Annotated in this window: 22 protein-coding genes, 1 pseudogene and 1 riboswitch; of the genes and pseudogenes, 6 read left to right on the forward strand and 17 right to left on the reverse strand. The window is 72.4% G+C overall.

Annotated features, from left to right (window positions below):
* Window positions 1–38 precede the first annotated feature (38 nt).
* Window positions 39–803 (reverse strand): GntR family transcriptional regulator, encoded by a 765-nt coding sequence (locus tag IE136_RS11770; RefSeq protein ID WP_158984505.1) that lies wholly within the window; start codon window positions 801–803, stop codon window positions 39–41.
* 196 nt (window positions 804–999) lie between these two features.
* Between IE136_RS11770 and IE136_RS11775 the strand changes: the two genes are divergently transcribed.
* Window positions 1000–2340: a DUF2252 domain-containing protein gene (locus IE136_RS11775; protein ID WP_158984503.1), complete on the forward strand. Its 1341-nt coding sequence runs from the start codon at window positions 1000–1002 to the stop codon at window positions 2338–2340.
* Between the two features lie 111 nt (window positions 2341–2451).
* Here IE136_RS11775 and IE136_RS11780 read toward each other — a convergent pair whose 3' ends face one another.
* Window positions 2452–3876, reverse strand: coding sequence for an FAD-dependent oxidoreductase (locus tag IE136_RS11780; RefSeq protein ID WP_158984501.1), 1425 nt, complete (start codon window positions 3874–3876; stop codon window positions 2452–2454).
* 24 nt (window positions 3877–3900) lie between these two features.
* Window positions 3901–4278: an ArsR/SmtB family transcription factor gene (locus IE136_RS11785; protein WP_158984499.1), complete on the reverse strand. Its 378-nt coding sequence runs from the start codon at window positions 4276–4278 to the stop codon at window positions 3901–3903.
* 111 nt (window positions 4279–4389) lie between these two features.
* Here IE136_RS11785 and IE136_RS11790 point away from each other — a divergent pair, with 111 nt between their 5' ends.
* Window positions 4390–6303, forward strand: a complete 1914-nt coding sequence (locus IE136_RS11790) for a heavy metal translocating P-type ATPase (RefSeq protein ID WP_158984498.1) — start codon at window positions 4390–4392, stop codon at window positions 6301–6303.
* Between the two features lies 1 nt (window position 6304).
* On the opposite strand, the gene IE136_RS11795 is transcribed toward IE136_RS11790, so the two are convergent.
* The 11 genes from IE136_RS11795 to dhaK all read right to left on the reverse strand — a co-directional run bounded on the left by IE136_RS11795 (window position 6305) and on the right by dhaK (window position 15605).
* Window positions 6305–7612 (reverse strand): GTP-binding protein, encoded by a 1308-nt coding sequence (locus IE136_RS11795; protein ID WP_158984496.1) that lies wholly within the window; start codon window positions 7610–7612, stop codon window positions 6305–6307.
* Window positions 7613–7617: 5 nt separating this feature from the next.
* A complete protein-coding gene (gene rpmF / locus IE136_RS11800) occupies window positions 7618–7788 on the reverse strand; it encodes a 50S ribosomal protein L32 (protein WP_158984494.1) in 171 nt (56 codons plus the stop codon).
* 74 nt (window positions 7789–7862) lie between these two features.
* Window positions 7863–8396, reverse strand: a complete 534-nt coding sequence (locus tag IE136_RS11805; protein ID WP_189600289.1) for a PadR family transcriptional regulator — start codon at window positions 8394–8396, stop codon at window positions 7863–7865.
* Window positions 8397–8425: 29 nt separating this feature from the next.
* Window positions 8426–10441 (reverse strand): NADPH-dependent 2,4-dienoyl-CoA reductase, encoded by a 2016-nt coding sequence (locus IE136_RS11810; RefSeq protein WP_189600290.1) that lies wholly within the window; start codon window positions 10439–10441, stop codon window positions 8426–8428.
* A gap of 97 nt (window positions 10442–10538) precedes the next feature.
* Window positions 10539–11411 carry an ATP-binding cassette domain-containing protein gene (locus IE136_RS11815; RefSeq protein ID WP_229818786.1) on the reverse strand — a complete coding sequence of 291 codons (873 nt, stop codon included), beginning with the start codon at window positions 11409–11411 and terminating at the stop codon, window positions 10539–10541.
* A complete protein-coding gene (cbiQ, locus tag IE136_RS11820) occupies window positions 11408–12157 on the reverse strand; it encodes a cobalt ECF transporter T component CbiQ (protein WP_158984486.1) in 750 nt (249 codons plus the stop codon). Before cbiQ ends, IE136_RS11815 begins: the two co-directional genes overlap by 4 nt.
* 6 nt (window positions 12158–12163) lie before the next feature.
* A complete protein-coding gene (locus IE136_RS11825) occupies window positions 12164–12538 on the reverse strand; it encodes an energy-coupling factor ABC transporter substrate-binding protein (protein ID WP_158984484.1) in 375 nt (124 codons plus the stop codon).
* On the reverse strand, window positions 12538–13248 hold the full coding sequence (locus IE136_RS11830) for an energy-coupling factor ABC transporter permease (RefSeq protein WP_189600291.1): 711 nt from the start codon (window positions 13246–13248) through the stop codon (window positions 12538–12540). Before IE136_RS11830 ends, IE136_RS11825 begins: the two co-directional genes overlap by 1 nt.
* 29 nt (window positions 13249–13277) lie before the next feature.
* A riboswitch (cobalamin riboswitch) is annotated at window positions 13278–13473 on the reverse strand.
* Between the two features lie 75 nt (window positions 13474–13548).
* On the reverse strand, window positions 13549–13953 hold the full coding sequence (gene dhaM, locus IE136_RS11835; protein WP_158984480.1) for a dihydroxyacetone kinase phosphoryl donor subunit DhaM: 405 nt from the start codon (window positions 13951–13953) through the stop codon (window positions 13549–13551).
* Window positions 13953–14582 (reverse strand): dihydroxyacetone kinase subunit DhaL, encoded by a 630-nt coding sequence (gene dhaL / locus IE136_RS11840; protein WP_373309050.1) that lies wholly within the window; start codon window positions 14580–14582, stop codon window positions 13953–13955. The genes dhaM and dhaL overlap by 1 nt, the downstream gene beginning before the upstream one ends.
* 30 nt (window positions 14583–14612) lie before the next feature.
* Window positions 14613–15605 (reverse strand): dihydroxyacetone kinase subunit DhaK, encoded by a 993-nt coding sequence (gene dhaK, locus IE136_RS11845; RefSeq protein WP_158984478.1) that lies wholly within the window; start codon window positions 15603–15605, stop codon window positions 14613–14615.
* A 402-nt stretch (window positions 15606–16007) separates the two neighbouring features.
* Here dhaK and IE136_RS11850 point away from each other — a divergent pair, with 402 nt between their 5' ends.
* The 3 genes and pseudogenes from IE136_RS11850 to IE136_RS11860 all read left to right on the forward strand — a co-directional run bounded on the left by IE136_RS11850 (window position 16008) and on the right by IE136_RS11860 (window position 18198).
* Window positions 16008–16439 carry an NfeD family protein gene (locus IE136_RS11850; RefSeq protein ID WP_189600292.1) on the forward strand — a complete coding sequence of 144 codons (432 nt, stop codon included), beginning with the start codon at window positions 16008–16010 and terminating at the stop codon, window positions 16437–16439.
* A gap of 3 nt (window positions 16440–16442) precedes the next feature.
* Window positions 16443–17459 (forward strand): annotated as a pseudogene (locus tag IE136_RS11855) (SPFH domain-containing protein); the annotation flags it as partial.
* A 262-nt stretch (window positions 17460–17721) separates the two neighbouring features.
* Entirely contained in the window at window positions 17722–18198 is a 477-nt protein-coding gene (locus IE136_RS11860) for an SPW repeat protein (protein ID WP_189600293.1), read from the forward strand.
* A gap of 185 nt (window positions 18199–18383) precedes the next feature.
* On the opposite strand, the gene IE136_RS11865 is transcribed toward IE136_RS11860, so the two are convergent.
* The 3 genes from IE136_RS11865 to IE136_RS11875 all read right to left on the reverse strand — a co-directional run bounded on the left by IE136_RS11865 (window position 18384) and on the right by IE136_RS11875 (window position 23560).
* Window positions 18384–20444, reverse strand: a complete 2061-nt coding sequence (locus IE136_RS11865) for a S9 family peptidase (protein WP_189600294.1) — start codon at window positions 20442–20444, stop codon at window positions 18384–18386.
* Window positions 20417–22201, reverse strand: a complete 1785-nt coding sequence (locus IE136_RS11870; RefSeq protein ID WP_189600295.1) for an N-acetylglutaminylglutamine amidotransferase — start codon at window positions 22199–22201, stop codon at window positions 20417–20419. The genes IE136_RS11865 and IE136_RS11870 overlap by 28 nt, the downstream gene beginning before the upstream one ends.
* Before the next feature lie 177 nt (window positions 22202–22378).
* Window positions 22379–23560, reverse strand: coding sequence for a carboxylate-amine ligase (locus tag IE136_RS11875; RefSeq protein ID WP_158984468.1), 1182 nt, complete (start codon window positions 23558–23560; stop codon window positions 22379–22381).
* A gap of 368 nt (window positions 23561–23928) precedes the next feature.
* Between IE136_RS11875 and IE136_RS11880 the strand changes: the two genes are divergently transcribed.
* A complete protein-coding gene (locus IE136_RS11880; RefSeq protein ID WP_308432410.1) occupies window positions 23929–24651 on the forward strand; it encodes a YqjF family protein in 723 nt (240 codons plus the stop codon).
* The last annotated feature ends 25 nt before the right edge of the window (window positions 24652–24676 follow it).

Below are 24676 nucleotides of genomic sequence, written 5' to 3' on the forward strand. Positions count from 1 at the left end.
GGCCCCTGATCCCGCGACCCTGATCCCGTACGCCTTCGTCAGCCGCTGAACTCGTAGGTCCAGGCCGCCTCCTGGGCCGCGAAGTCGATGTCCGTGATCTCCAGCGCGCGCCCGTGCTGGTCGCTCACCACCCGGTGCACGACCAGGCGAGCCGCGACGCCCCCGGCGGCTGTGACGGGGCCCGCCGGCACCCCGATCGACTCACGGCGGGTGAGGCGGAGCCCGGCCTGGTGCATCCAGTGGTAGAGCAGCCGCAGATCGGGCTGGAGCGTGGTCCCTTTGCCGGCTCCCTTGCCGCGTCGGTAGCGGCCGAGCTGAGGGATCTCGGCGAGCGCGGGCCGGGAGAACCACGACACCGACCGCTGCAGGGCCGCGCCGCCGGGGGACAGGACGACATGCCGGTGGACGAGCGTGGGCTCGCCGGGGACGAGCGCGAGCCGCCCGGTCAGCGCGGTGGGGGGCGCCTCCCAGGCGAGGGAGGCGCGCACCAGCGCGTCGGCCGCCTCCGCCCCGCCGGGGAAGAACTGACGACGGGCCGTCAGGGCCGGGAGACGCGCCTCCTGTTCGGGGCCGGCGGCGAAGGTGCCGCGGCGGTCGGTGACGACGAGCCGTTCCTCGCGCAGCAGTTGGAGCGCGCTTCGGACGGTCTGGCGGTTGACGTGGTAGCGGTGCGCGAGGGAGCGCTCGGACGGGAGCCGGCTTCCGGGGGCGAGGCGCCGGTCGGTGAGGTCGCTCCGCAGGGCGGCGGCGACCTTGAGGTAGAGCGGGACCACCGCCGCCTGCTCGGGTTCGGGCTCAGCCATGTTCCAACCCTCTCTTTGCTCAGAGTGACCACGTGGGCCGCTTGAGTGATCATTCCTATCATTGGTCTAAACCATTAGGAAGAGGGGGTGTGCGGGAGTGACCGAAACCGGAACCGTCCCGGGGTGCGGGCGGCAGCAGCTGACCTTGTAATGAATCGTGACCGGTAACGGCGGTGGAAGAGGCGGGTGAGGCCGGATGGCGACACCGTCGGAGCGGGCCGAGGTCGGCCGAGCGGCCCGCAAAGTCGTGCCCCGCTCCTCGCACGGCCGCTGGATACCCTCCTCGCAGCGCCCCGACCCGCTGACCGTCCTGGAGCTCCAGGCCGTCGACCGGGTGCCCGAACTGGTCCCCCTCCGCTACGGCAGGATGGCCGCCTCGCCCTTCGCCTTCCTGCGCGGCGCCGCAGCCGTCATGGCCGCCGACCTCGCCGCCCAGCCTCGCACCGGGCTCACCGTCCAGCTCTGCGGAGACGCCCATCTGCTCAATTTCGGCGTCTACGCGTCACCCGGACGGGCGCTTCTCTTCGACGTCGACGACTTCGACGAGACCCTGCCCGGCCCCTTCGAGTGGGACGTCAAACGGCTCGCCGCGAGCGTCGCCGTCGCCGCCCTGGAGAACGGCACCACCAAGGCCAAGGCCCACCGTGCCGCCCTCGTCGCCACCGCGTCGTACCGCACCGCCATGCGCCGCCTCGCCGGCCTCGGCGAACTCGCCGTCTGGTACGAGCGGATCGACGCGGACGACCTGGCACCCCTGGTGCGCCGGGACCGCCGCGCCAGGGTCGAGAACCGCCTCGCCCGGGCCCGTCGCCGCACGAGCCTCCAGGCCCTCGCCGGCCTCACCCGGCAGGACGAGCACGGTGGCCGGCGCTTCGTCGACGACCCGCCGCTCCTCCAGCGCACCACGGACATCGACCGGATCGCCCTCGGGAAGATCTTCAGCGACTACCGCAGCTCTCTCTCCGAGGAGCGCCGCCTGCTCCTGGACCGGCACCGCTTCGTCGACGCGGCCCGCAAGGTCGTGGGCGTCGGCAGCGTCGGCACCCGCTGCTTCGTCCTCCTCCTCGAAGGCCGGGACGCCGACGATCCGCTGGTCCTCCAGGTCAAGGAGGCCGGCCGCTCGGTCCTGGAGCCGTACCTGCCGCCGAGCACGTACGCCCACCAAGGGCAGCGGATCGTCTGCGGACAGCGCCTCATCCAGGCCGCGAGCGACATCTTCCTCGGGTGGATGACCGGGCCGGAGCGGCGCCACTTCTACTGGCGCCAACTGCGTGACATGAAAGGCTCGGCGGAGGTGGAGACCATGTCGCCGGCGATGCTGGGCGACTACGCCGCGCTCTGCGGCCGAGCCCTGGCCCGCGCCCACGCCCGCTCCGGCGACCGGATCGCCATCGCCGGCTACCTCGGCTCCTCGGACGTCTTCGACCGGGCCGTCGCCGACTTCGCGATCCGGTACGCCAGGCAGAACGCCGACGACTGTTCGGCGCTCGGCGCGGCCATCGCGGCGGGCATGATCCCGTCGGCACCGGGCGCGTGAAGCTCCGGGGCCCGGAGGCCTGACGGGGCTTCAGGGGCTCACGGGGGCGTCACGGCGGAGGCAGGTCCGCGCGGACCCCGGCCACCCCCGCCGTGACGCACGCCTCGCGTCCTACACCTCGCGCCGCAACGGCGGCTCCGACGGCGTCTCCGGGACCGGCCCGAACAGCACCGCCCGGGCCACCGCCGGGGCGAACAGCGCGGTCATCGGAGCCGTCAGGGTCAGGACCGAGCGGAAGGCCGCGCCCACCAGCGGATCGCCGCCGTACCGCTCCTGGAGGCGGCGCAGGTACCAGCCCACGGGCTTGTCCACCGGACCGGCGCCCACCGCGCTGCCGGTCGCACCCGGCATCTTCTTGTCCGCTCCGGCCGAGATGTCCCACGCCGGCTTGGACGCGTCGAGCAGTGCCTTCTGGACCGTCCGCGTGGTCGGCGTCCGCCGGGGGTCCGCCAGCGCCCGGCGCAGGGCGACGGCGCTGATCGCGGCGACCGCCATGCCCTGTCCGTAGATCGGGTTGAAGGCGCACAGGGCGTCGCCGGTGGCGAGGAATCCGGCCGGGCGGCGTCCCGGACGGTCGTACCTGCGGCGCACGTTGGCGGTCTTGCGGAAGCCGAAGACCGAGGACTCCGGCTCCGCCCGCGCCAGCCACTCGCCGACCAGGGGGTGCGGGAGCCGCTTCGCGTACTCCTCGAAACCGGCCTCGTCCGTCGGGGGAAGGTCGTCGCGCAGTCCGGACAGTGTCACGAGATGCCGGCCGCCGCCGACGGGAACGACGACTCCGCCGTACACCTGGCGGGGGTTGGGGACGATGTTGAAGCCGAGGGCGTCCGTCGTGCCGTCGACCGGGCCGCGGTAGACGCGCGTCGAGTAGCCGAGGCCGGTGTCGATGACCTCTTCGTGGGGTGCCTCGGCGCCGATCGCGGCGAGCCAGTCCGGAGCGTGCGAGCCGCGGCCGGACGCGTCCACCACCAGATCGGCCTCCAGCGTGCGGGTCTCCCTGCCGGTCCCGGTCCCGTCCCCGGTGTCCGTTCCGGCTCCCTTGCCTGCGCCGCGCTCCCGCAGCAGAACCCCGCGCACCCGTGCGGAGTCGCCGATCAGGCCGACCGTCTCGGCCCCCTCCACGACCTCGATCCGCGGGTCGGCGAGCACCCGTCGGCGCACCAGCCATTCGAGTTGCGCGCGTGGACCCGTGTGGATGACGGTGGTCGCGGCCGTGCGGCGGAACCACTGGCCGTTCTGCCACTGGATCATGTCGCTGGGCATGCCCACCTGGGGCGAACCGAGCTCCGTGAGTTCGTCCATGAAGCCCGGCAGCAGCTCGTCGAGCGCCTTCTGGCCCCCTTCGATCAGCACATGGGTGTGCCGGCCCTGCGGTACCCCCGGCCGTGCATCCGGCCCCTCGGGGAGGCGGTCGCGTTCGACGACCGTCACCTTCTCGGCGTGCTCGCTGAGCACCCGCGCGGCCAGCAGGCCCGCGAGACTTCCCCCGATGACCACCGCGTGACGCGCTCCGCGGTGCCCCAAGTCGTCGGCCATCCCCGCCCTTTCGACGTCGTGGATCTATGACTGTCCAGTATCCACGGTCTCCTGGGACGCGTCGCGGGTGCCGAGGCGCAGGTGCTCGATGTGGTAGACGGCCTCGTCGAGGAGTTGGGCCACGTGGTTGTCGTAGAGGCTGTACTCGATCCGGCGCCCCTGCCGGACCCCCGTGACCAGTCCGAGCGCGCGCAGCAGGCGCAACTGGTGGGAGACGGCGGACTGCTCCATGTCGACGGATTCGGCCAGTTCGGTCACGCCGCAGGGGCCCTGGCGCAGCTTGGTGAGGATCATCAGCCGCGACGGGGTGGCCAGGGCCTGGAGGGTGGCGGCGATGGTGGCCGCGGACTCCGCGTCCAGGTGGGTCGCTCGCGTCGCTCCGCCGTTCACTCCGTGTCCCATGCGCTCATCGTAGCGGCGACTCTCCAGGCACAGATGAAGACGTCTTCATGTGTTCCGCTATGGTGGTCTCCTCGTTTCCTCGCTCCCCCGAGACCCAGAGGTGCTTCCTCCATGGCTTCCCCGGTGCTCGACACCCAGACCGCTCCGTCGCGGACGGCGCCCGCGCCCTCCCGCGGGACCCGCGTGTCCGCCCTGCCCGAGGTCCGCTGGGCGGCGCTGTCCGCCCTCGCCTTCCTCCTCGCCCTCCCCCTGGACCTGTCCGGCGCCCCCGCCTGGACCTGGGGGCCGCTCTACGCCCTCTGCTACGCGGCCGGCGGCTGGGAGCCCGGCTGGGCCGGACTCCAGGCGCTGCGCGAGAAGTCCCTCGACGTGGACCTGCTGATGGTGGTCGCGGCCGTCGGGGCCGCGGCGATCGGCCAGTACCTCGACGGCGGTCTGTTGATCGTCATCTTCGCCGTCTCCGGCGCGCTGGAGGCCCTCGCCACCCGGCGCACCGCCGACTCCGTACGCGGACTGCTCGACCTCGCGCCCGCGCGGGCGGTACGCCTCACCGGCGGTGCGGGCGCCGACGTCGCCGCCGGCCACGAGGAGGCGGTGGACGTGGCGGCCCTCCGGGTCGGTGACACCGTGCTCGTACGGCCGGGGGAGCGGCTGCCCGCCGACGGCACCGTGCTCCACGGCGCGAGCGACGTCGACCAGGCCACCATCACCGGAGAGCCGCTCCCTGTGGCCAAGGCGCCCGGCGACGAGGTGTTCGCCGGCACCCTCAACGGCACCGGAGCGCTGCGCGTCCGCGTCGACAAGGACGCGGGGGACTCCGTCATCGCCCGGATCGTCGCCCTCGTGGAGGAGGCCAGCGCCACCAAGGCGCCCACCCAGCTCTTCATCGAGAAGATCGAACAGCGCTACTCCGTCGGCGTCGTCGTCGCCACCCTCGCCCTCTTCGCCGTGCCGCTCGCCCTCGGCGCCGACTTCACGAGCACGTTGCTCCGCGCCATGACCTTCATGATCGTGGCCTCGCCCTGCGCGGTCGTCCTCGCCACCATGCCGCCGCTCCTGTCGGCGATCGCCACCGCCGGACGCCACGGCGTTCTGGTCAAGTCCGCCGTGGTGATGGAACGCCTGGGTACGGTCGACCGGGTCGCGCTCGACAAGACCGGCACCCTGACCGAGGGCGCGCCGCGCGTGACCGAGGTGCGGGGCGACGAGGCGGCCCTCGCCCTGGCCGCCGCGGCCGAGCTGCCCAGCGAACACCCCTTGGCGCGCGCGGTGGTGGCCGCGGCGCGCGCCAAGGGGCTGAGCGTTCCCGAGGCGAGGGACTTCTCCTCCGTGCCCGGCGAGGGAGTACGGGCGATCGTCGAAGGACGTGAGGTGCGGGTGCGCCGGGCCGACGGCGAGCACGCCGACACCACGGTCGAGGTCGTCGTCGACGGCGCCCGCGTCGCCGTCCTGGAGTTCGCCGACCGGCTCCGCGACGGCGCCCCTGAGGCGGTCGCCGCCCTGACCCGGCTCACCGGCACCACCCCCACCCTGCTGACCGGCGACAACGCGGCCGCGGCCGCCCGGATCGCCGAGAGGACCGGGATCACCGACGTACGGGCGGGACTGCTGCCGCAGGACAAGGTCGCGGCGGTACGGGAGTGGGAGCGGGCCGGCGCCCGGGTCCTGGTGGTCGGCGACGGCGTCAACGACGCACCCGCCCTGGCCGCCGCTCACAGCTCCGTCGCCATGGGCCGGGCCGGCTCCGACCTGGCACTGGAGACCGCCGACGCGGTCGTCGTACGGGACGAACTGGCCACGGTCCCGGCCGTCGTGGCGCTCTCCCGGCGCGCCCGCCGCCTGGTGGTCCAGAATCTGGTGATCGCGGGCTTCTGCATCGGAGCCCTGGTCGTCTGGGACCTGGTGGGCCACCTTCCGCTGCCGTTGGGCGTGGCCGGCCACGAGGGCTCGACGGTCCTGGTGGGCCTGAACGGCCTGCGGCTGCTGCGCGACGCGGCATGGCGGAAGGCGGCCGCCGGGGAGTGAGTCAGCCGGCCGCGGCGCGGGCCGGGTGCTCGGGCGCGGGACCGTACGGGTCCTCGTGCCCCCGCGGGTCCTCGTGCCCACGCGCCTGCCCGTGCCCGTGGCCGTCCTCCTGCTCGTGTCCGTCGCCCTGCTCGCACACGTCGTCGAGACCGTGGACGGCCCACACGGGAAACGGGTCCCGCCAGGGGCCCCTCTCCCCGTCGGCGACGAGGCACCGGGCGAGCTCGGCCCGCAGCGCGTCCGCTGCCAGCTCCGTACCGATGAAGACCAACTCCTGAGCGTGGAGAGGCGCTTGGCTGGAATCGTCGCGGACACCCGAGGGCTCGAAGCGGGCCACCGCGCCCGCCTGGGACCACAGGCCCGTCACCCGCTCGCGGCCCGCGAGCCGGAAGAACCCCTTGGAGCGCAGGACCCGGCCGTACGCGCCGCTGTCCAGGCCCTCGGTGACGAACCGCCACAACCGCTCGGGGTGGAAAGTCCGTTCGGCACGGAAGACCGTCGAGGAGATGCCGTACTCCTCGGTCTCTGGCACGTGGTCGCCATTGAGTTCCCTGACCCAGCCGGGCGCCTGCTGGGCGCGTTCCAGGTCGAAGAGGCAGGTTCCGAGGATCTCGGCGGGCCGCAGCCGGCCGTGCGTGGCGGAGACGATCCGGGCGGCCGGGTTGAGCCGGGCCAGCGCGGCCCGCAGCCGGTCCGCGTCGGCCGCGTCGACGAGGTCGAGCTTGTTCACGACGATGACGTCGGCGAACTCGATCTGGTCCATCAGCAGATCGCTCACCGTCCGCTCGTCGTCCTCGTACGGGGCGAGGCCCCGCTCGGCCAGAGCGTCGCCGCGCTCCAGCTCCGGCAGGAGGTTCGCCGCGTCGACGACGGTGACCATCGTGTCGAGACGGGCGACATCCCCGAGGGTGGCGCCGTCGTCGCGGGGGAACGCGAAGGTGGCGGCGACCGGCATCGGCTCCGAGATGCCGCTGGACTCGATGAGCAGATGGTCGAAGCGGCCCTCCTCGGCGAGCCGGGCGACCTCTTCGAGCAGGTCGTCGCGGAGGGTGCAGCAGATGCACCCGTTGGTCATCTCGACCAGCCGTTCCTCGGTGCGCGAGAGGGCGGCGTCCCCGCCCCGTACCAGTGCCGCGTCGATGTTGATCTCGCTCATGTCGTTGACGATCACGGCGACGCGCAGACCGTCCCGGTTGGCCAGGACATGATTGAGCAGGGTGGTCTTCCCCGCTCCGAGGAAACCGGAGAGGACCGTGACCGGAAGCCTCCGGTCCTGCGTGTGCGCGGCGGGCGTCGCCGTGGCCGTCATCGCGCTCAGCCCTCGGGGCGCAGCAGGCCGCGCTCGTACGCCTTGGCCAGGCGCTGCGGGACGCGGTGGACGACGCCGTCGACCGTGATCGGGACCAGCTGGGGCGTGGTCGCCTTCCACTGGGCGCGGCGGTGGCGGGTGTTGGAGCGGGACATCTTCCGCTTGGGTACGGCCATGGGAAACGGACCTCCATCGTCGGGACGTGACGGAGACGCTACCTGAAAATGGTTCCCATTAACAAAAGCCCGGGCTACCGCTCCAGCTCGCCCAGCGCCTGGGTCAGCCACTCCACCCAGAACCGCTCCAGATCGATCCCGCCCCGCAGGACCAGGTGGCGCAGCCGGTCAGGTTCGCTCTCCCGGCGCGCCGGCGGGAAGTCCCGTACCTCGATCGCCCGGTACTCCTCCAACTGCCGCCGGTGGAGGTCGAGGTGGCGCCGCAGCTCCTCCCGCATGCCGGGCGCGCCGACGACCGCCGCCGCCCGCATGCGCAGCAGCAGCGCCGAGCGGAGCGGCTTCGGGTCCTCGCTCCTTGCCACCCACTCGGTCAGCTCGGCGCGGCCCGCGGGCAGGACCTCGTACTCCTTCTTCTGGCCCCGGGCCGGTGTCGGCGCGGGCAGGGCACGGATGTGCCCCGCCTGCTCCAGCTTCCCCAGCTCGCGATAGATCTGCTGATGCGTGGCCGACCAGAAGTAGCCGATCGACCGGTCGAAACGGCGCGTCAGCTCGAGGCCGGAGGACGGCTTCTCGAGCAGCGCGGTCAGGATCGCGTGCGGGAGGGACATGCGCGCATCCTAGATTCGGCCGACGCGGCTCACAGAGCCGCCGCCAGCCGGGTGCCCTGGTCGATGGCGCGCTTGGCGTCCAGCTCGGCGGCCACGTCGGCGCCGCCGATCAGGTGGGCGGTACGCCCCGCGGCGATCAGCTCCTCGTACAGGCCGCGGCGCGGCTCCTGGCCCGTGCACAGGACGATGGTGTCGACCGGCAGGACCTGCGGCTCGCCGTCGAGGACGATGTGCAGGCCCTCGTCGTCGATCCGCTCGTACGAGACGCCCGCCACCATGGCGACCCCGCGGTGCTTCATCTCCGCACGGTGGATCCAGCCCGTCGTCTTGCCGAGGCCCGCGCCGACCTTGGAGGTCTTGCGCTGGAGCAGGTGGACCTGGCGCGGGGGCCGAGGCCGCTCGGGGGTGCGCAGCCCGCCGCGCGTCTCGTAGGAGGTGTCCACGCCCCACTGCCGGAAGTACGTCTCGGGGTCCTGGCTCGCGCCCTCGCCGCCGTCGGTGAGGTACTCGGCGACGTCGAAGCCGATGCCGCCCGCGCCGAGGATCGCGACCCGCTCGCCGACCGGGGCGCCGTCACGCAGGACGTCGAGGTAGCTGACGACGCTGGGGTGGTCGATGCCCTCGATCTCCGGGGTACGGGGGGTGACGCCGGTGGCGACGACGACCTCGTCGTACTCCGCGAGCAGCTCGGTGGTGGCGGTGGTGTTCAGTCGGACGTCCACGCCCTTGGCGTCGAGCTGGGTGCGGAAGTAGCGCAGCGTCTCGTCGAACTCCTCCTTGCCCGGCACCTGCTTGGCGATGTTCAGCTGTCCGCCGATCTCGGCCGCGGCGTCGAACAGGGTGACGGAGTGCCCGCGTTCGGCGGCGGAGACGGAGAAGGCGAGTCCGGCCGGGCCCGCGCCGACCACGGCGATCCGCTTGGCGAACCGGGTGGGGGAGAGGACCAGCTCGGTCTCGTGGCAGGCGCGCGGGTTCACCAGGCAGGAGGTGATCTTCAGGTTGAAGGTGTGGTCCAGGCAGGCCTGGTTGCAGCCGATGCAGGTGTTGATGGTGTCGGCGCGGTCGGCGGCGGCCTTGGCGACGAAGTCCGGGTCGGCGAGGAAGGGGCGGGCCATGGAGACGATGTCCGCGCGGCCCTCGGCGAGGATCTGCTCGGCGACCTCGGGGGTGTTGATGCGATTGCTCGTCACGAGCGGCACGGAGACCGCCCCCATGAGCTTCTTGGTCACCCAGGTGTAGGCACCGCGCGGTACGGAGGTCGCGATGGTGGGGATGCGCGCCTCGTGCCAGCCGATGCCGGTGTTGATGATGGTGGCGCCGGCCGCCTCGATCTCCTTGGCGAGGGAGACGACCTCCTCCAGGGTCGAACCGCCAGGCACCAGGTCCAGCATCGAGAGGCGGTAGATGACGATGAAGTCCTCGCCGACCCGCTCGCGGATGCGGCGGACGATCTCCAGCGGGAAGCGGACCCGGTTCGCGTAGTCGCCGCCCCAGCGGTCGGTGCGCCGGTTGGTGGCGGCCGCGATGAACTCGTTGATCAGGTAGCCCTCGGAGCCCATCACCTCGACGCCGTCGTACCCGGCGGCCTTGGCGAGCTCGGCGCAGCGGGCGTAGTCCTCGACGGTCTGCTCGACCTCGGCGTCGGTGAGCTCGTTCGGTACGAACGGGCTGATCGGCGCCTGGACGGGGCTCGGCGCGACGAGGGCCGGGTGGTAGGCGTACCGGCCGAAGTGGAGGATCTGCATCGCGATGCGCCCGCCCGCCTCGTGCACGGCGTCGGTGATGAGGCGGTGCTCGGCCGCCTCCTCCTCGGTGGTGAGCTTGGCGCCGCCGTCCCAGGGCCGGCCGGCCTCGTTCGGGGCGATGCCGCCGGTGACGATGAGACCGACGCCGCCGCGGGCGCGCTCGGCGTAGAAGGCGGCCATCCGCTCGAAGCCGTTCTCGGTCTCTTCGAGGCCGACGTGCATCGACCCCATGAGCACCCGATTGGGCAGGGTGGTGAACCCGAGGTCGAGCGGGCTCAGCAGGTGCGGGTACGGGGTCATGGGGGGCGCCTCCTCGCGCAGGATCGTCACCCCCAGTTCTAAGGGACCCCGCCCCGCTTGTGCAACTAGTTGCAGAACACTCGGGACGTGACCTGTACTACTCGGTAACCACCGGCGCCGGCGGTCGCCCCTCCTTCGCCGTCGTCCACGCGTCCAGCTCCTCCGCCGTGCGCGGGGCGTCGCCGTCCGAGGCGAAGAGACCGTGCGCGCGCAGCAGGCGGGTCACCGCCATGCCCCACGGCCGGCGCAGCCGGGCCGCGTCGAGCAGGGCGTCGTCGGCGAGAAGCTCCGCGATCGGCCCCGTCCGCAGGCCCTCCGGCGAGAGCACGGCGGCCTCGTCCGCCCAGCGCAGCGCCAGATCGACGTCATGGGTCGCCATCACCACCGTCGTGCCGGCCTCCCGCAGCCGGCCGAGCGCCTCCAGCAGTCGCTCCTGCCCGTGCGGATCGAGCCCCGCCGTCGGCTCGTCCATGATGAGAACCCGGGGCCGCATCGCCACGGCGCCTGCGATCGCCGCCCGCTTCCGCTGCCCGTACGAGAGCAGATGGGTCGGCCGGTCCTCCAGGGCCACGATGTCCAGCGCCTCCAGGGCGTCACGCACCCGGAGCCGTACCTCATCCTCCGGAAGCCCCAGATTCATCGGGCCGAACGACACGTCCTGACCGACCGAGGCCGCGAACAGCTGGTCGTCCGGATCCTGGACCACCAGCTGCACGGTCGTCCGCAGCCGGGTCAGACCCTTGCGGTCGTACGACACCTCCTCGCCGTCCAGGCGGAGCGCGCCGCTGCCGCAGCGCAGCCCCCCGCTCAGCAGCCGCAGCAACGTCGTCTTCCCGCTGCCGTTGCGGCCGAGCAGGGCCAGCGCCCGCCCCTCCGGCACGGCGAAATCGATGCCGTCGAGGACGGCGGGCCCGTCCTCGTAGGCGAACCCGGCCTTCACCAGCTCCACGACAGGTGACGCGACACTCACGGCAGGGACCTTTCCAGTACGAGGGTGAGGGCGACGAGACCGCCCAGGAGGCCGGCCGTCGCGACGAGAAACCGGCCCGAGACCGCCGCCTCGGGGACCAGGACCCGCAGAGTCCCGTCGTAACCCCGCCCGGCCAGCCCCGTCTGCAGGCGCTGCGCCCGGTCGAAGGCGCGCACGAACGCCGTCGCGCCGAGCCCGGCGAGCGAACGCCAGGCCGCCGCCCGGGAGGTCAGCCCGAGCCGGGCCGCCTGCGCCTGCCGGATCTTGGACATCGCGTCGAGCAGGAGGAAGCTGATCCGGTACATCACCAGGGCGACGTCCACCACCGGCGCCGGAACCCCCGCCCGTACCAGCCGTGGCAGCACGTCCGAGACCGGCGTGGTGAACGCGAACAGCAGCACCCCCAGGGAGGCGGCCGAGGTCCGCAGCAGCAACTCGCCCGCGTGCACCGGCCCGTCCGGCGCGAGCGCGACGAGTCCACGGGCCCCGCCCACCTCGAACAGCAGCGGAACCGCGCCCGTCACGCAGAACCCCAGCGGAATGCGAAACGCACGCCACAGCTGACGCCCCGGCACACCGGCCGGCCCCAGGAGCACCCCGAGGGTGGCCGCCGCGACGAGCACGGCACCCGGCCACGGCGGCAGACAGACCGCCGCCAGGGTGAGACCGAAGCCGAGGGCGGCCTTCTCGCCCGGGTGGCGGCGGCGCCAGCGACTGCTGTGCGCGGCCGCGTCGATCGGCAGCACTGGCGGTTACTCGTCGCCCGTGGCGGCGCGCGTCACCTTCGCGGCGTCCGTGGTGACCGGTGCGGTCGCTGCGGCCAGTGCGCGCTCCTCGCCCTGCCGACGGCCGCGCCGCAGGCCGAAGTAGTACGCGAGAACCCCGGCGCCGATCGCCGCCTGGAGCGAGAACAGCGCCGACTCCACCTCGCCGGACGGCGGCTCGTACAGCGGGCTGAACCACGGCTCGTAGTCGGGGTCGATCTCGGTGATGGCCGTCTCCGCCTCGGCGTCGGCCCCGGTGAACGGCTCCTCCTTGTGGTCGCCGAGACCCAGCAGGAGAGGGAGCACCGCCAGCGCCGCTACGACGAGCAGCAGCAGCGTGTTGATCTTCGCGTTCCGGCTCATCAGGCGCTCGCCCCCGCCGTCTTGGTCTCGGTCCCGGGCTTGCGGGCGCCGGGGAGCAGGATCCCCAGCCGGGTCAGCTCTCCCTTGCTGGACTGCGTGAGCAGGCGCATCACGAGCACCGTGAGCAGGCCCTCGCTGACGGCGAGCGGCAGCTGCGTGACGGCGAAGATCCCGCCGAACTTGGCCAGCGCGCCGAGGACACCGCTGCCCGGATCGGGGAAGGCGAGCGCGAGCTGCACGCTGGTGACGCAGTACGTGGACAGATCGGCGACGAACGCGCCGAAGAAGACGCTCACCATGAGCGGCACACTGGAGCGGCGCAGCAGCCAGTACGTTCCGTACCCCGCCCACGGCCCGACGACGGCCATCGAGAAGACGTTGGCGCCGAGCGTGGTCAGCCCGCCGTGAGCGAGCAGCAGCGCCTGGAAGAGCAGGGTGATGGTGCCCAGGACCGCCATCACCGGAGGCCGGAACAGGATCGCCCCCAGGCCCGTGCCGGTGGGGTGGGAACAACTCCCCGTGACGGACGGGATCTTGAGCGCGGACAGGACGAAGGTGAACGCACCGGACGCACCGAGCAACAGGGTCGACTCGGGATTGGACCTGACCTCGCGGGTCAGCGCGCGGACGCCGTGGACGACGAACGGAGCGGACGCGACGCCCCAGGCGGCGGCGTGCACAGGGGGCAGATACCCCTCGGCGATATGCATGGTTGGGAGACCCTCTCCAGCACCTCGTGGATGGACAACGCACCTTGGCCGGTCTCCTGGCTGACGGGTCATGCCGCCGCGACTCCGCCTTCCCACACCGCAACGGTCTCCCGCGGCGGTGCAGTGGCTTCCCCGGGGGGATGGAGCCGGACTTCCCGATCACAGTGGCGAGGGCCGCACCGGTACCGCACCGGTTTCCCGTACACCAAGGCCCTGCGACATTAGTGGGTTGACCAGGTACATCACAACACGGGTGCGGTCCGAGGCGCTCTGTGACGAGCGCCTCGCGACCTGTTCCGCTCATTCCTTCCGGTAGCCGTACGCCTCCGAGGCCGCCGCCACCACCGCGTCCAGGTCCCCGCCGGCCGAGGCCGTGACGAGGGCGGCGACGGCGCCCTCGACGAACGGGGCGTCCACGAGCCGGGACCGCTCGGGCAGCTCGTCCTCCTCCGCGAGGAGAGCCTTGACGGTCAGTACGGCGCTGCCCAGATCGACGAGCAGGGCCACGCCGGCGCCCCGGTCGGCCGCCTTCGCCGCCTCGACGATCAGCTCGGAGCTGGTGCCGAGGCCGCCGTCCGGGGTGCCGCCCGCAGGGGCGACCGGCGCGGTCGCCCCGCCGCCCGCCAGGCCCTGGGCCAGTTCGGCGACGGCGCGGGCCACGGCCGCGCTGTGCGAGACGAGAACGATCCCCACCGGCCCGCTCATCAGGCCGCCGCCTCGGCGAGGGCGGCGACCAGCAGCGCCGACGAGGTCGCCCCCGGGTCCTGGTGTCCGACAGACCGCTCGCCGAGATAGCTGGCCCTGCCCTTGCGCGCCTGGAGCGGCACGGTCGCGAGGGCGCCCCGCTCGGCCGCGTCCCGGGCCGCCTCGAAGGACTCGCCCAGTGCCCCGGCGGCCGGACCGAGCGCGTCCAGCATGGTCTTGTCACCGGCGTGCGCCCCGCCGAGCCGGCCCACGGCGGCGACCCCCTCGGTCAGCGCGGCCGCCAGCTGTTCCCGGGACACGGTCACGGAGTCGCCGAGCCCCTTGCCGGTCCGGCGCAGCAGCGTCCCGTACAGCGGCCCGGAGGCGCCGCCGACGGTGGAGATCAACTGCCGTCCCGCGGTGACGAGGACAGCGCCGGGTGTCTGCGGCGGCTCCTTCTCCAGCACGTCCCGCACGGCGGCGAATCCCCGCTTGAGGTTGGCGCCGTGGTCCGCGTCGCCGATCGCCGAGTCCAGCTCGGTCAGGCGGTCTGCCTCGCGGTCGACGGCCGCCGCGGCGAGGGTCAGCCAGCGGGTGAAGAAGGCGACGTCGAGCGCGCCGCCGCTCTCGGACTCGTTCATGTCGCTCATGCCGTCATCCTTTCCCTTCTCCCTCCGCCTTCACCGGCCCCAGCGGAGCGCGGGCGTCTGCACGGGCGCGTCCCACAGGCGCAGGATCTCCTCGTCGGCCTCGCACAGCGTCACCGAACAGCCGGCCATGTCGAGCGAGGTCACGTAGTTCCCCACGAGGGCCCTGGCGACCGGTACCCCGCGTTCGGTCAGCACCCGCTGCACCTCGGCATGGAACCCGTACAGTTCGAGCAGTGGCGTGGCGCCCATCCCGTTCACCAGGGCGAGAACCGGCCCGGACGGCCGCAGGTCCTCCAGTACGGCGTCGACGGCGAAGTCCGCGATCTCGCCCGAGGTCATCATCGGCCGCCGCTCGCGCCCCGGCTCGCCGTGGATCCCGATGCCCAACTCCAGCTCACCCGGCGGCAGGTCGAAAGTGGGTCCGCCCTTGGCGGGCGTGGTGCAGGCGCTCAGCGCCACCCCGAAGGACCGCGACCGCTCGTTCACCCGTCGCGCGATCGCCTCGACCCGCTCCAGCGGCGCGCCCTCCTCCGCCGCGGCCCCGGCGATCTTCTCCACGAACAGGGTGGCCCCGGTCCCGCGCCGCCCCGCCGTGTACAGACTGTCGGTGACCGCCACGTCGTCGTTCACCAGCACCGTGGCGATCTGGATGCCCTCGTCCTCGGCGAGCTCGGCGGCCATCTCGAAGTTGAGCACGTCGCCGGTGTAGTTCTTGACGACGAACAGAACCCCGGCGCCCGAGTCGACGGCCGCGGCGGCCCGCACCATCTGATCGGGCACGGGCGAGGTGAACACCTCCCCGGGACACGCCGCCGCCAGCATCCCGGGCCCCACGAATCCCCCGTGCAACGGCTCATGCCCGGACCCGCCCCCGGAGACCAACGCCACCCTCCCGGCGACGGGAGCGTCCCGCCGCAGGACCACACGATGCTCGACATCGACCGTGAGCTCGGGATGCGCGGCGGCCATTCCCCGCAACGCATCGGCGACCACGGTCTCGGGAACGTTGATCAGCATCCTCAAGGGGTACCTCCTGATGGATGAGCAGGCGAGGCGAATTGCGGGTCTCGGCGCTTCATGGTGGCGAAGGGCGGTTCCGCGCGGTACTGATGCTGACCGAATGCCGACTTTCCTGATAGCGCATCAGGTGGGGGTCGCGTGAACGTGCTTTGCGCATGCGCATCATGGCGCAATTATCGACGCGAGGCCGCGGGCGCGCACCGGTGCACCATGGGCCGGATCCGGGCGCATCCCGAATCCAGGCCGGACGCGCGTCACCCGTCGCCCCTGTCGGCGGCGACCACCCCGGCCACTGAGGCGCCGTCCCGCCTGGGAGGGCCCGGGGTGAGGGAGGGGTGAAACTATACTAAAAGGGAGGTTCTCCTCAGACGCCTTTCGCGAAGCCGCTGTGGCCAGGAGGGCACGATGGATCCAGCGCTGATCTGGTTGATCGCCGCAGGGGTGCTGGCGGTGGCGGAGATCTTCACTCTCACCGCCGCGCTCGGGATGCTCGGGGCGGCTGCTCTGGCCACCGCGGGGTCCGCCGCGTTGGGGCTTCCCCTGCCGCTGCAGTTCCTGGTCTTCACCGTCCTCGCCGCGATCAGTCTGTTCTTCGTACGCCCGGTCGCTGGGCGCCACCTGTTCAAGCCCGAGGCGGAGCGGTTCGGCGTGGACGCGCTGGTGGGCAGGCCCGCCTATGTCGTCTCGGAGGTGACGGGCCTGGGTGGCAGGGTCCGCATCGGCGGCGAGGAATGGACGGCTCGCGCCTACGACGAAACGCTGGTGATTCCTCGGGGAACGACCGTCGACGTCATGGAAATCAATGGCGCCACCGCCGTCGTATATCCCCGGGAGTGAGAGATGGAAGTCTCGGGCCTTCTCGTGGCCGGCGTGATCGTCGCGCTCATCGCCGTATTCACCGTAGTGCGGGCTGTACGCATCGTCCCTCAGGCGCGCGCTCGCAACGTCGAACGCCTGGGCCGCTACCGGCGCACGCTGCGGCCAGGCCTCAACCTCGTCATCCCCTATATCGACCGGGTCTATCCGGTGATCGACCTGAGGGAACAGGTCGTCTCGTTCAAGCCGCAACCGGTGATCACCGAGGACAACCTGGTCGTCGAGATCGACACCGTCCTGTACTTCCAGGTCACGGACCCACGAGCGGCCGCCTATGAGATCGCGGACTTCCTGCAGGGCGTCGAACAGCTCACCGTCACCACCCTGCGCAACGTCGTGGGTTCCATGGACCTGGAGAAGACGCTCACCTCGCGCGACACGATCAACAACCAGCTCCGCGGCGTGCTGGACGAGGCAACCGGCAAGTGGGGTCTGAGAGTCAACCGGGTGGAGATCAAGGCCATCGACCCGCCGCAGTCCATCAAGGACGCGATGGAGAAGCAGATGCGCGCCGAGCGGGACAAGCGGGCCGCGATTCTCGGGGCCGAGGGGCAACGGCAGTCGCAGATCCTCACCGCCGAAGGCGACAAGCAGTCCGCTGTCCTCCGGGCGGAGGGCAACCGCACCGCGGAGATCCTCAAGGCGGAGGGGCAGTCGCGGGCCATCGACGAGGTGTTCCAGGCCGTGCACCGCAACGACCCCGACCCCAAGCTGCTCGCCTACCAGTACATGCAGATGCTGCCTCAGCTCGCGCAAGGCGGTGGCAGCACCTTCTGGGTGATCCCCAGCGAGGTCACCTCCGCTCTTCAGGGGGTGTCCCGCGCCTTCAGCGAGGTGCTGCCCCAGTCACCTGCCACGCGTGAGACCTCCTCGGAGGACAGGGCGGCCGCCCAGGCCGCCGACGACGCGGCGCGGGCCGCTGAAGCCGCGGCGGAGGCCCTCGCCGACGCGGCCGAGGCCGACACGGGCGCCCGTCCCCCCGCGGGGAAGGCCGTCGGGAGGCGCGGGACAGGGAGTAGCGCCGTCGGCCGCGCTGTCCGGACTGGTGCCGAGCACCGGCGGGAGGTCGTGCGCAGCCTGGTGGCCGGGGTCACCGACGCCTGTGACGGCCACGTGAGAGACGACGCCACCGGCGGTGCCTGGACCTGGCACGGTGGCCTTGACCGAAATCCTGACCGCTTTGCCCATTTATGTCGTTTTTATGGGTAGGCGGTCGGGTGAACATCTCTTCTTGGAGGTCATCATGGCGTCAACCCATCGCGCACCCATCGAAGAGCACCCCGACCTGATGGAACTGCGCGCCCGGCACGACCGTGCCGCCGCCACCCCACGAGCCCAGATGATCGAGGCCCTCGCCGTCCTCACCGGGCTCTACCTCGCAGCGTCCCCCTGGATAGTCGGCTTCAGCGGCTTCACCACCCTCGCCGTCACCAACCTCATCGCCGGCATCGCCTACACCCTGCTCCTCGGGGGCCTCGGCAACTCCTACGAACGCACCCACTCCATGGCCTGGGCCGCAGCCGCCATCGGTATCTGGACCTGCGTCGCCCCATGGGTCGTCGCCGGCGACGTCGCCCGCACCCGCTCCATCACCAGCAACCTCATCATCGGCGTCATCGCCACCCTCCTCGCCCTCGCCGCCGCTTCCGCGGCCCGCGACCGCACCGGCAACCGCCGCGGCCCCGGCGCACGAGAGGGCTCCATGGCCGGAGACCGCTGAGACCGGCGCTCTTCCCTAGGCCCTGAGGAGGTCTCGGCGGAGGTCATCCGAACCGACGCGCCGCCCTGCGGCTCGGGGTGGGACCGTGAAACACCGGCGCCCCGAGCCGCGGGGCGCTCACGGGTTCCCTGGGGGAGCGGGCCGGTGAGGTGACCCCCGAGGGGCTACGCGGGTGGGGCCGGTGTTCACGGGGCGAGCCATCGCTGGAGCCAGTCGGCGGCGGTGCGCCGGAAGAGCCGTCGGCTCTCGGCGCGCCGGAAGTCGTGGCCCTCCTCGTGGAGCAGGAGCAGGTCGGCTTCCAGGCCCCGTTCGCGCGCCGCGTGGACGATCTGTTCGGATTCGCGCGGAGGGACGTTGGTGTCGTGTTCGCCGTGGACCGCGAGCAGGGGCACGCGCAGTGCGTCGATGCGGCTCATCGGAGACAGTGCGTGCAGCAGGGCCCTGTCGCGCTCGGGGTGGCCGTACTTGTGCGCCGCGGATTCCGCCAGCCACGGTTCGGTGCCGGCGAAGAAGGTGGCGAAGTCCGACATGCCGCAGACGGTGACGCCCGTACGGAACAGGTCGGGGTGCCAGACGAGAGCGGCCAGGGTGAGGTAACCCCCGTAGGAATGGCCCATGACGGCAAGGCGGCGGGGGTCGGCGAGTCCGGCCTCGATCACGTGCGCCGCGCAGTCGGCCACGTCCTCGATCGCCGCGAAGCGTCCTTCTCCGAGGTCGGCGTCGCGGAAGGAACGGCCCCAGCCGGCCGAGCCCCGGACGTCCGGTGCGAAGACGTCGAGGCCCCGGCCGAGCAGTTCGTGGTAGAGCGGGGCGAAGACCGGGCGCTCCTGTTCCTCCGGGCCGCCGTGCAGGTGGAGCACGCACGGCGCCGGTTCACCGGGGCCGCGCCCGGGCGCCCGGTGGTACCAGCCGCCCAGGAGCAGACCGTCACGGGCCGTCGGGCGCAATGCCACCGGCCGTACGGGGGGAGGCCCCGGCGGAACGGTCTCGGCGTCCCGCGCCGACCACGGCGTGCGCGCCGGGGCGGTGGTACCCGGCACGTGCCACACCCCGGGCCTGCGCTGCGAGCCCGAGAGGGCGACCAGCATGCCGTACGACCCGGCCGGCGTGACTCGGGTGACCACTTCGTGCTCCAGCTCCACGGCCCGGGGCGCGGGCAGCGCCGTCCCGGTGCCGGTTCCGGCGGCGGCCCCGGCCAGCGGCAGCGTCTCGAGTTCGCTGGTGCCCCGGACGTTCCACGCCAGCGCGGCGCGTCGGCCGTTCTCCACGAAGGCGAGCAACTCCAGATCACAACCGTGGCGTTCGGCGACCACCCGGAGGTCCGTCCGTCCTCCCTCCTCGTCCAGATGCAGGGCGAGCAGCGCCGCGAACTCGCGCTCGTGGTCGCTGCGCAGCCACACAGCCCGGGCGTCCGCGGAGAAGCGGCCGATCCACGGGTCACCGTCCGCGACAGGCAGCGTACAGACGGGGGTCCGGTCGGACACGCGGACCACCACCGCCTCACGCCGCCCGCGCGGCCCGCGGCGTATCAGGGCCAGGCTTCCGTCCTGGCTGACGTCGCACACCCGCAACGTCGCCGCCTCGGCTTCGTCGGCCAGCAGGGTGGGCGCGGTGGTTCCCGCCGGATCGAGGAGATAGGCCGTGAGGCGGTCGCGGGCCGGAGCGCCGCCGTCCTCGGTGCCGTGCACGCCGGCGCCGAGGAGGGTGGCGTGCCCGTCGCGCTCCGTCCAGCCCGCGGGGCGCTCGGCCAGGGCGCGCAGATCGGGCAGGTCGCCGACGGGTTCCGCGATCGTGACCGCCAGCGCCGAGCCATCCCCGGTCCAGCAGCCCAGATACGCGGAGGATCCCGGATCCTGACCGGCCAGGATCCTGCGGTCCGAGCCGTCTGGGCGGACGCAGAGCACCCGGGTGTGGCCGCTGCCGCCCGGCGCGACGGTGTAGGCGATCCATCGGCCGTCCGGCGACCAGGACACCTCGGTGACGTGGTCCGGGCCGGCGTCGAGCAGACGGGCCTCCTCGCCACCCACGGGTCCCGCCCAGAGCTGCGGCACGCCTCCGCGGTCGCAGATGAAGGCCACGCGCTCACCACCCGGGTCCACCGTCGGGTACCAGCACGCGTGCGCAACCAGCCCCGTGGAGGCGTCCTGAGAAGCGGCAGCGGCGACCAGCGGCTGCGTCGAGGGAGCCGACGACGGAGCCGCGGACGGGCTCTCCGCGGTCAGTCGATGCCGTGCGTCTGCAGCCATATCTCCAGCAACGCTACCTGCCACAGGGCGTTCGCCCCTCGGTTCGTGCGGTGGTCGTCCGGGGCCTTCAGGAGCGAGGCCAGGTACTCGTCGCGGAAGAGCCCGCGTCGGCGCGCGGCGGGAGCGGAGAGCGCGTCCCGCACCCGCTCCAGGACCGGGGCTGCCATGTGGCGGATCGCCGGAACCGGGAAGTAGCCCTTCGGCCGATCCACGATGTCCGGCGGCAGCACCGTGCGACCGGCGTCCTTCAGCACACCCTTGCCGCCCTGGGCGAGCTTCAGACCGGGCGGGCAGGCCGCCGCCAGTTCGACCAGTTCGTGGTCGAGGAACGGCACCCGGGCCTCCAGGCCCCAGTCCATCGTCATGTTGTCGACCCGCTTGACCGGGTCGTCGACCAGCATGACGTGGGTCTCCGTGCGCAGCGCGGCGTCCAGCGCCGTCTCGGCGCCGGGGGCGGCCATGTGCGTACGGACGTACTCCCGGGACGGGTCGCCGTCGGGCAGCATGTGCGGCTGAAGGATCTTCGTCAGCTCGGCGTGGGGCCGGTCGAAGTAGACCTGGGCGTACCGCTCGGGCTCCTCCTCGCGTGCGACCTCGGCCAGCGCCGGGTACCAGTGGTAGCCGGCGAACACCTCGTCGGCTCCCTGGCCGCTCTGTACGACGCTGACCTCCTTGGAGACCAGCTCCGACAGGAGGTGGAAGGCGACGACATCGTGGCTCGTCATCGGTTCGCTCATGGCGGCCACCGCACCGTCGAGGGCGGTGGACACCCGGTCCGAGGGCACCATCAACTGGTGATGGTCGGTCCCGAAGTGCCGTGCGACCCGGTCGGAGTAGAAGAACTCGTCCCCGTCCTCGTCGGCTTCCGACTCGAACCCCACGCTGAACGTGGCCAGATCCTTCTGCCCTTCCTCGGTGAGCAGGGCGACGATCAGGCTGGAGTCCAGGCCGCCGGAGAGCAGTACGCCGACCGGCACGTCGGCCACCATCCGGCGGCGGACGGCGGTGCGCAGCGCCTGGAGGACAGCATCCCGCCAGTCCTCGGGGCCCATGCCGGCGAATTCGCTTCGGCGCGTGTAGGAGGGCTGCCAGTACGGGTGGTCGTGCCGGGTGCCGTCCGGTTCCACGACACGGACGGTGGCGGGCGGGAGTTTGCGCACGCCGGCGAGCACGGTGCGCGGCGCGGGGACCGTCGACTGCCAGCTCATGTAGTGGTGCACGGCGACCGGGTCGAGGGAGGTGTCCACCCCGCCGCCCGCGAGGAGGGCCGGGAGAGTCGAGGCGAACCGCAGCCGCCCGGGCTGTTCCGCCAGGTAGAGGGGCTTGATGCCCAGCCGGTCACGGGCGAGCACGACCCTGCCCGTGTCGTGCTCCGCCACCGCCACCGCGAACATGCCCACGAAGTGCTGGACGAAGTCGGTGCCCCATTCGCGGTACGCCTTGAGCACCACCTCGGTGTCCGACGTCGTGACGAAGCGGTGCCCCAGCCGCCGCAACTCCTCACGCAGCTGCTCGTAGTTGTAGACGCAGCCGTTGAAGACGCAGGTGAGGCCCGCTTCGGCATCGGTCATCGGCTGGGCCGCACGCTCCGAAAGATCGATGATCTTCAGCCGTCGGTGCCCGAGGGCGACGGCGCCCTGGGACCAGACGCCCCGGCCGTCGGGGCCCCGTGCCGCGAGGCGGTCGGTCATTCGTTCCACGGCGGCCACATCGGGCCGTCCGCCGTCGAAGCGGATCTCTCCGCTCAGGCCGCACACGTCGGACCTCCCGGTGAGAGGACGACTCGCACAGGGCAGGGGAAGAAGACACCGCGTTTTCGCATGTTCCGTTACTCCTCGATAGGCGTTGGTGTTCGACGTGGTTCGTTCTCGTGAGGTCCTCGGTGTCACCCGGACGGGGGCGGCTCCGCGGCGTCCGCGGTCCGGCAGGGCGTCTCAGGAGGCACTCGCCGCCGGCCGCCCGTCCCACCGGCCGGGGAGGCGGGTGATGCGGCTGCGGGTCCGGTCGCCGCGGACGGGCCGCAGGCCGTCGCCCCGGGTCTCGGCGAGGATGTCGTCCACCGCCGCGAGCAGGTCCTCCTTCGCCGCCTTCCTGCGCAGGCGGTGGGCGGCGCTGCCCTGGGCCAGGGCTTCCTCCGTCAAGGAACGCACCGTCTCCCAGTCCCCGTACTCCTCCAGCGTCGGACGCAGCCGCCGGAGCATGCCGCGTACGACCGTGGGGGCGGGCGCCGGGAGCCGGGTGGACGGATCGATCAGGTCGGCCTCCAGGCCCGATCGAGCCGCTCGCCAGGTGGCCGCGCGCAGCCATTCGTGCCGGCCGTCGCACCCGGCGTTCCCGGTGGTCCGGGCTTCCCTGCAGGCATCGACCACGAGCGCCCGGAAGAGAGCGGCGATCAGCACCACCGTCTCGACGCGCGGGCACGCGTCGCAGATGCGCAGCTCGAGGGTCTGCAGGTGCGCCGACGGGCGGACGTCGTAATAGATCATGCCGGCGTCGCTGATGACGCCCGAGCGGACCAGTTCGTCCACCGCCCGGTCGTACTCCTCGGCGCCGCCGAAGCATCCGGGCGCGCCGGAGGTGGGCCAGCGCTGCCAGACCATGGTGCGCCAGCTCGCGTAGCCGGTGTCGGCGCCGAGCCAGAAGGGAGAACTGGCCGACAACGCGAGGAGCGGCGGCAACCACGGGTTGACAGCGCACATCGCCCGCACCGCGGTGTCCCGGTCCGGCACGTCGACGTGCACCTGCGCACCGCAGATCAGCTGCTCGTCGGCGAGTCGTCGGTACTCGCCCGTCATGTGCAGGTAGCGGTCGTCGTCGGTCGGCGGTACGGTGCCGAGCCGTGTCAGCGGTGCGGTGCCGACGGCCGCGACCCCCAGGCCCTGGGAGGAGGCGGCCCTGTCGAGCCGTCCGCGCGACGCGGACAGGTCCGCGTAGAGACCCTCCAAGGACTCGTGCACCCCGCTGTTCGACTCGACGACCGACTGCGGCAGCTCGCGCGCGTACGCGTCCGCGTGCCGTGCCAGCTTGCCGAGTACGGCGTCGGCCCGCGGAACGAGTTCCCCGCTCTCGACGTCGATCACGTGGAACTCTTCCTCGACCCCGATCCGGACGGTCACGGCGACTCCCTACGGCCGAAGAGACATGGTCTCCGAACGGCCCCGCCATGATCGAAGCCGCCGGTGTGCCCGTACGGGTGCCCGGCCGCGCCGAACGTATGCGCTGCTGCTCATGTGAGTCGCCCTCCGCGCGGCGGAGCGGTTCTCGGCGCCGGTACCGGCGCAGGGGACGGCGTCGGCCGACGGCCTCCGGGGCTCGTGTCAGCGCTCGCGGGGGCCGGCCGACGTGCCGGTTACCCCTCACCTCATGGGGCAGCCCTCTGTAGGGGACGGTGCGATGTCGGCGGAATCCCTACCGTGGAAGGGCCTGATCATGAAGGACCCCATGACCGAGCCGACACCTTCCCATGCGGAAGGCGAGCGCGGCATTGACCAGAGCTGAGACCGCGACGGAGATGGCCGCGCATCGGGTGCGCCTGCCGGTGCTGCGGTGCTCCTGGGTGACCCAGTGCTTCCTCCACTGGCCGTACCCGCCCGAGGCGGTACGGCGACTCCTGCCCCAGGACGTGGAAGTGGACGAGTACGCGGGGTCGGCGTGGGTCGGCCTCACCCCGTTCGTGATGACGGATCTGCGCCCGCATCCCCTCCCGGCCCTGCCCGGGCTGCCCCGCTTTCCGGAGACCAACCTACGGACGTACGTACGCCGTCCCGGTGGCCGACGCGGGCTGTGGTTCTTCTCGCTGGACGTCACCAACCCGCTGATGCTGGGGGCCCAGGCGGTCGGAGCTCCGTACCGGCTCGCCCGCCTGCACGTGACGTTCGCGGGTGACCGCGTGGAGTACACCGGCAGGCGGCGTCTCGCCGACGCTTCCTACCGACTGGTCGTCCGGTGCGGGGAGCGCCGCACCCGGCCGACGGAGCTCGACATCTGGCTGACCTCCCGTTGGCGGGCCTACACCCGGCGTCTGGGTACGCTCTGGGAGGTCCCCGTCGAACACGAGCCGTGGCCCCTCGCCGGAGCCACCGTCGAGTCGCTGGCGGAGAACCTGCGGGGCGCCGCAGGACTACCGCCGTGCGACGAGGAGCCGCTGGCCCACTACTCGCCGGGCGTACGTGGTGTACGGCTCGGCTGCGCCCGCCCCGCCGGGTGAGCATGGAGCGGACGGTGCCGCGCCC

The sequence above is a fragment of the Streptomyces lateritius genome, from assembly GCF_014649715.1.
Classification (GTDB): Bacteria; Actinomycetota; Actinomycetes; order Streptomycetales; family Streptomycetaceae; genus Streptomyces; species Streptomyces lateritius.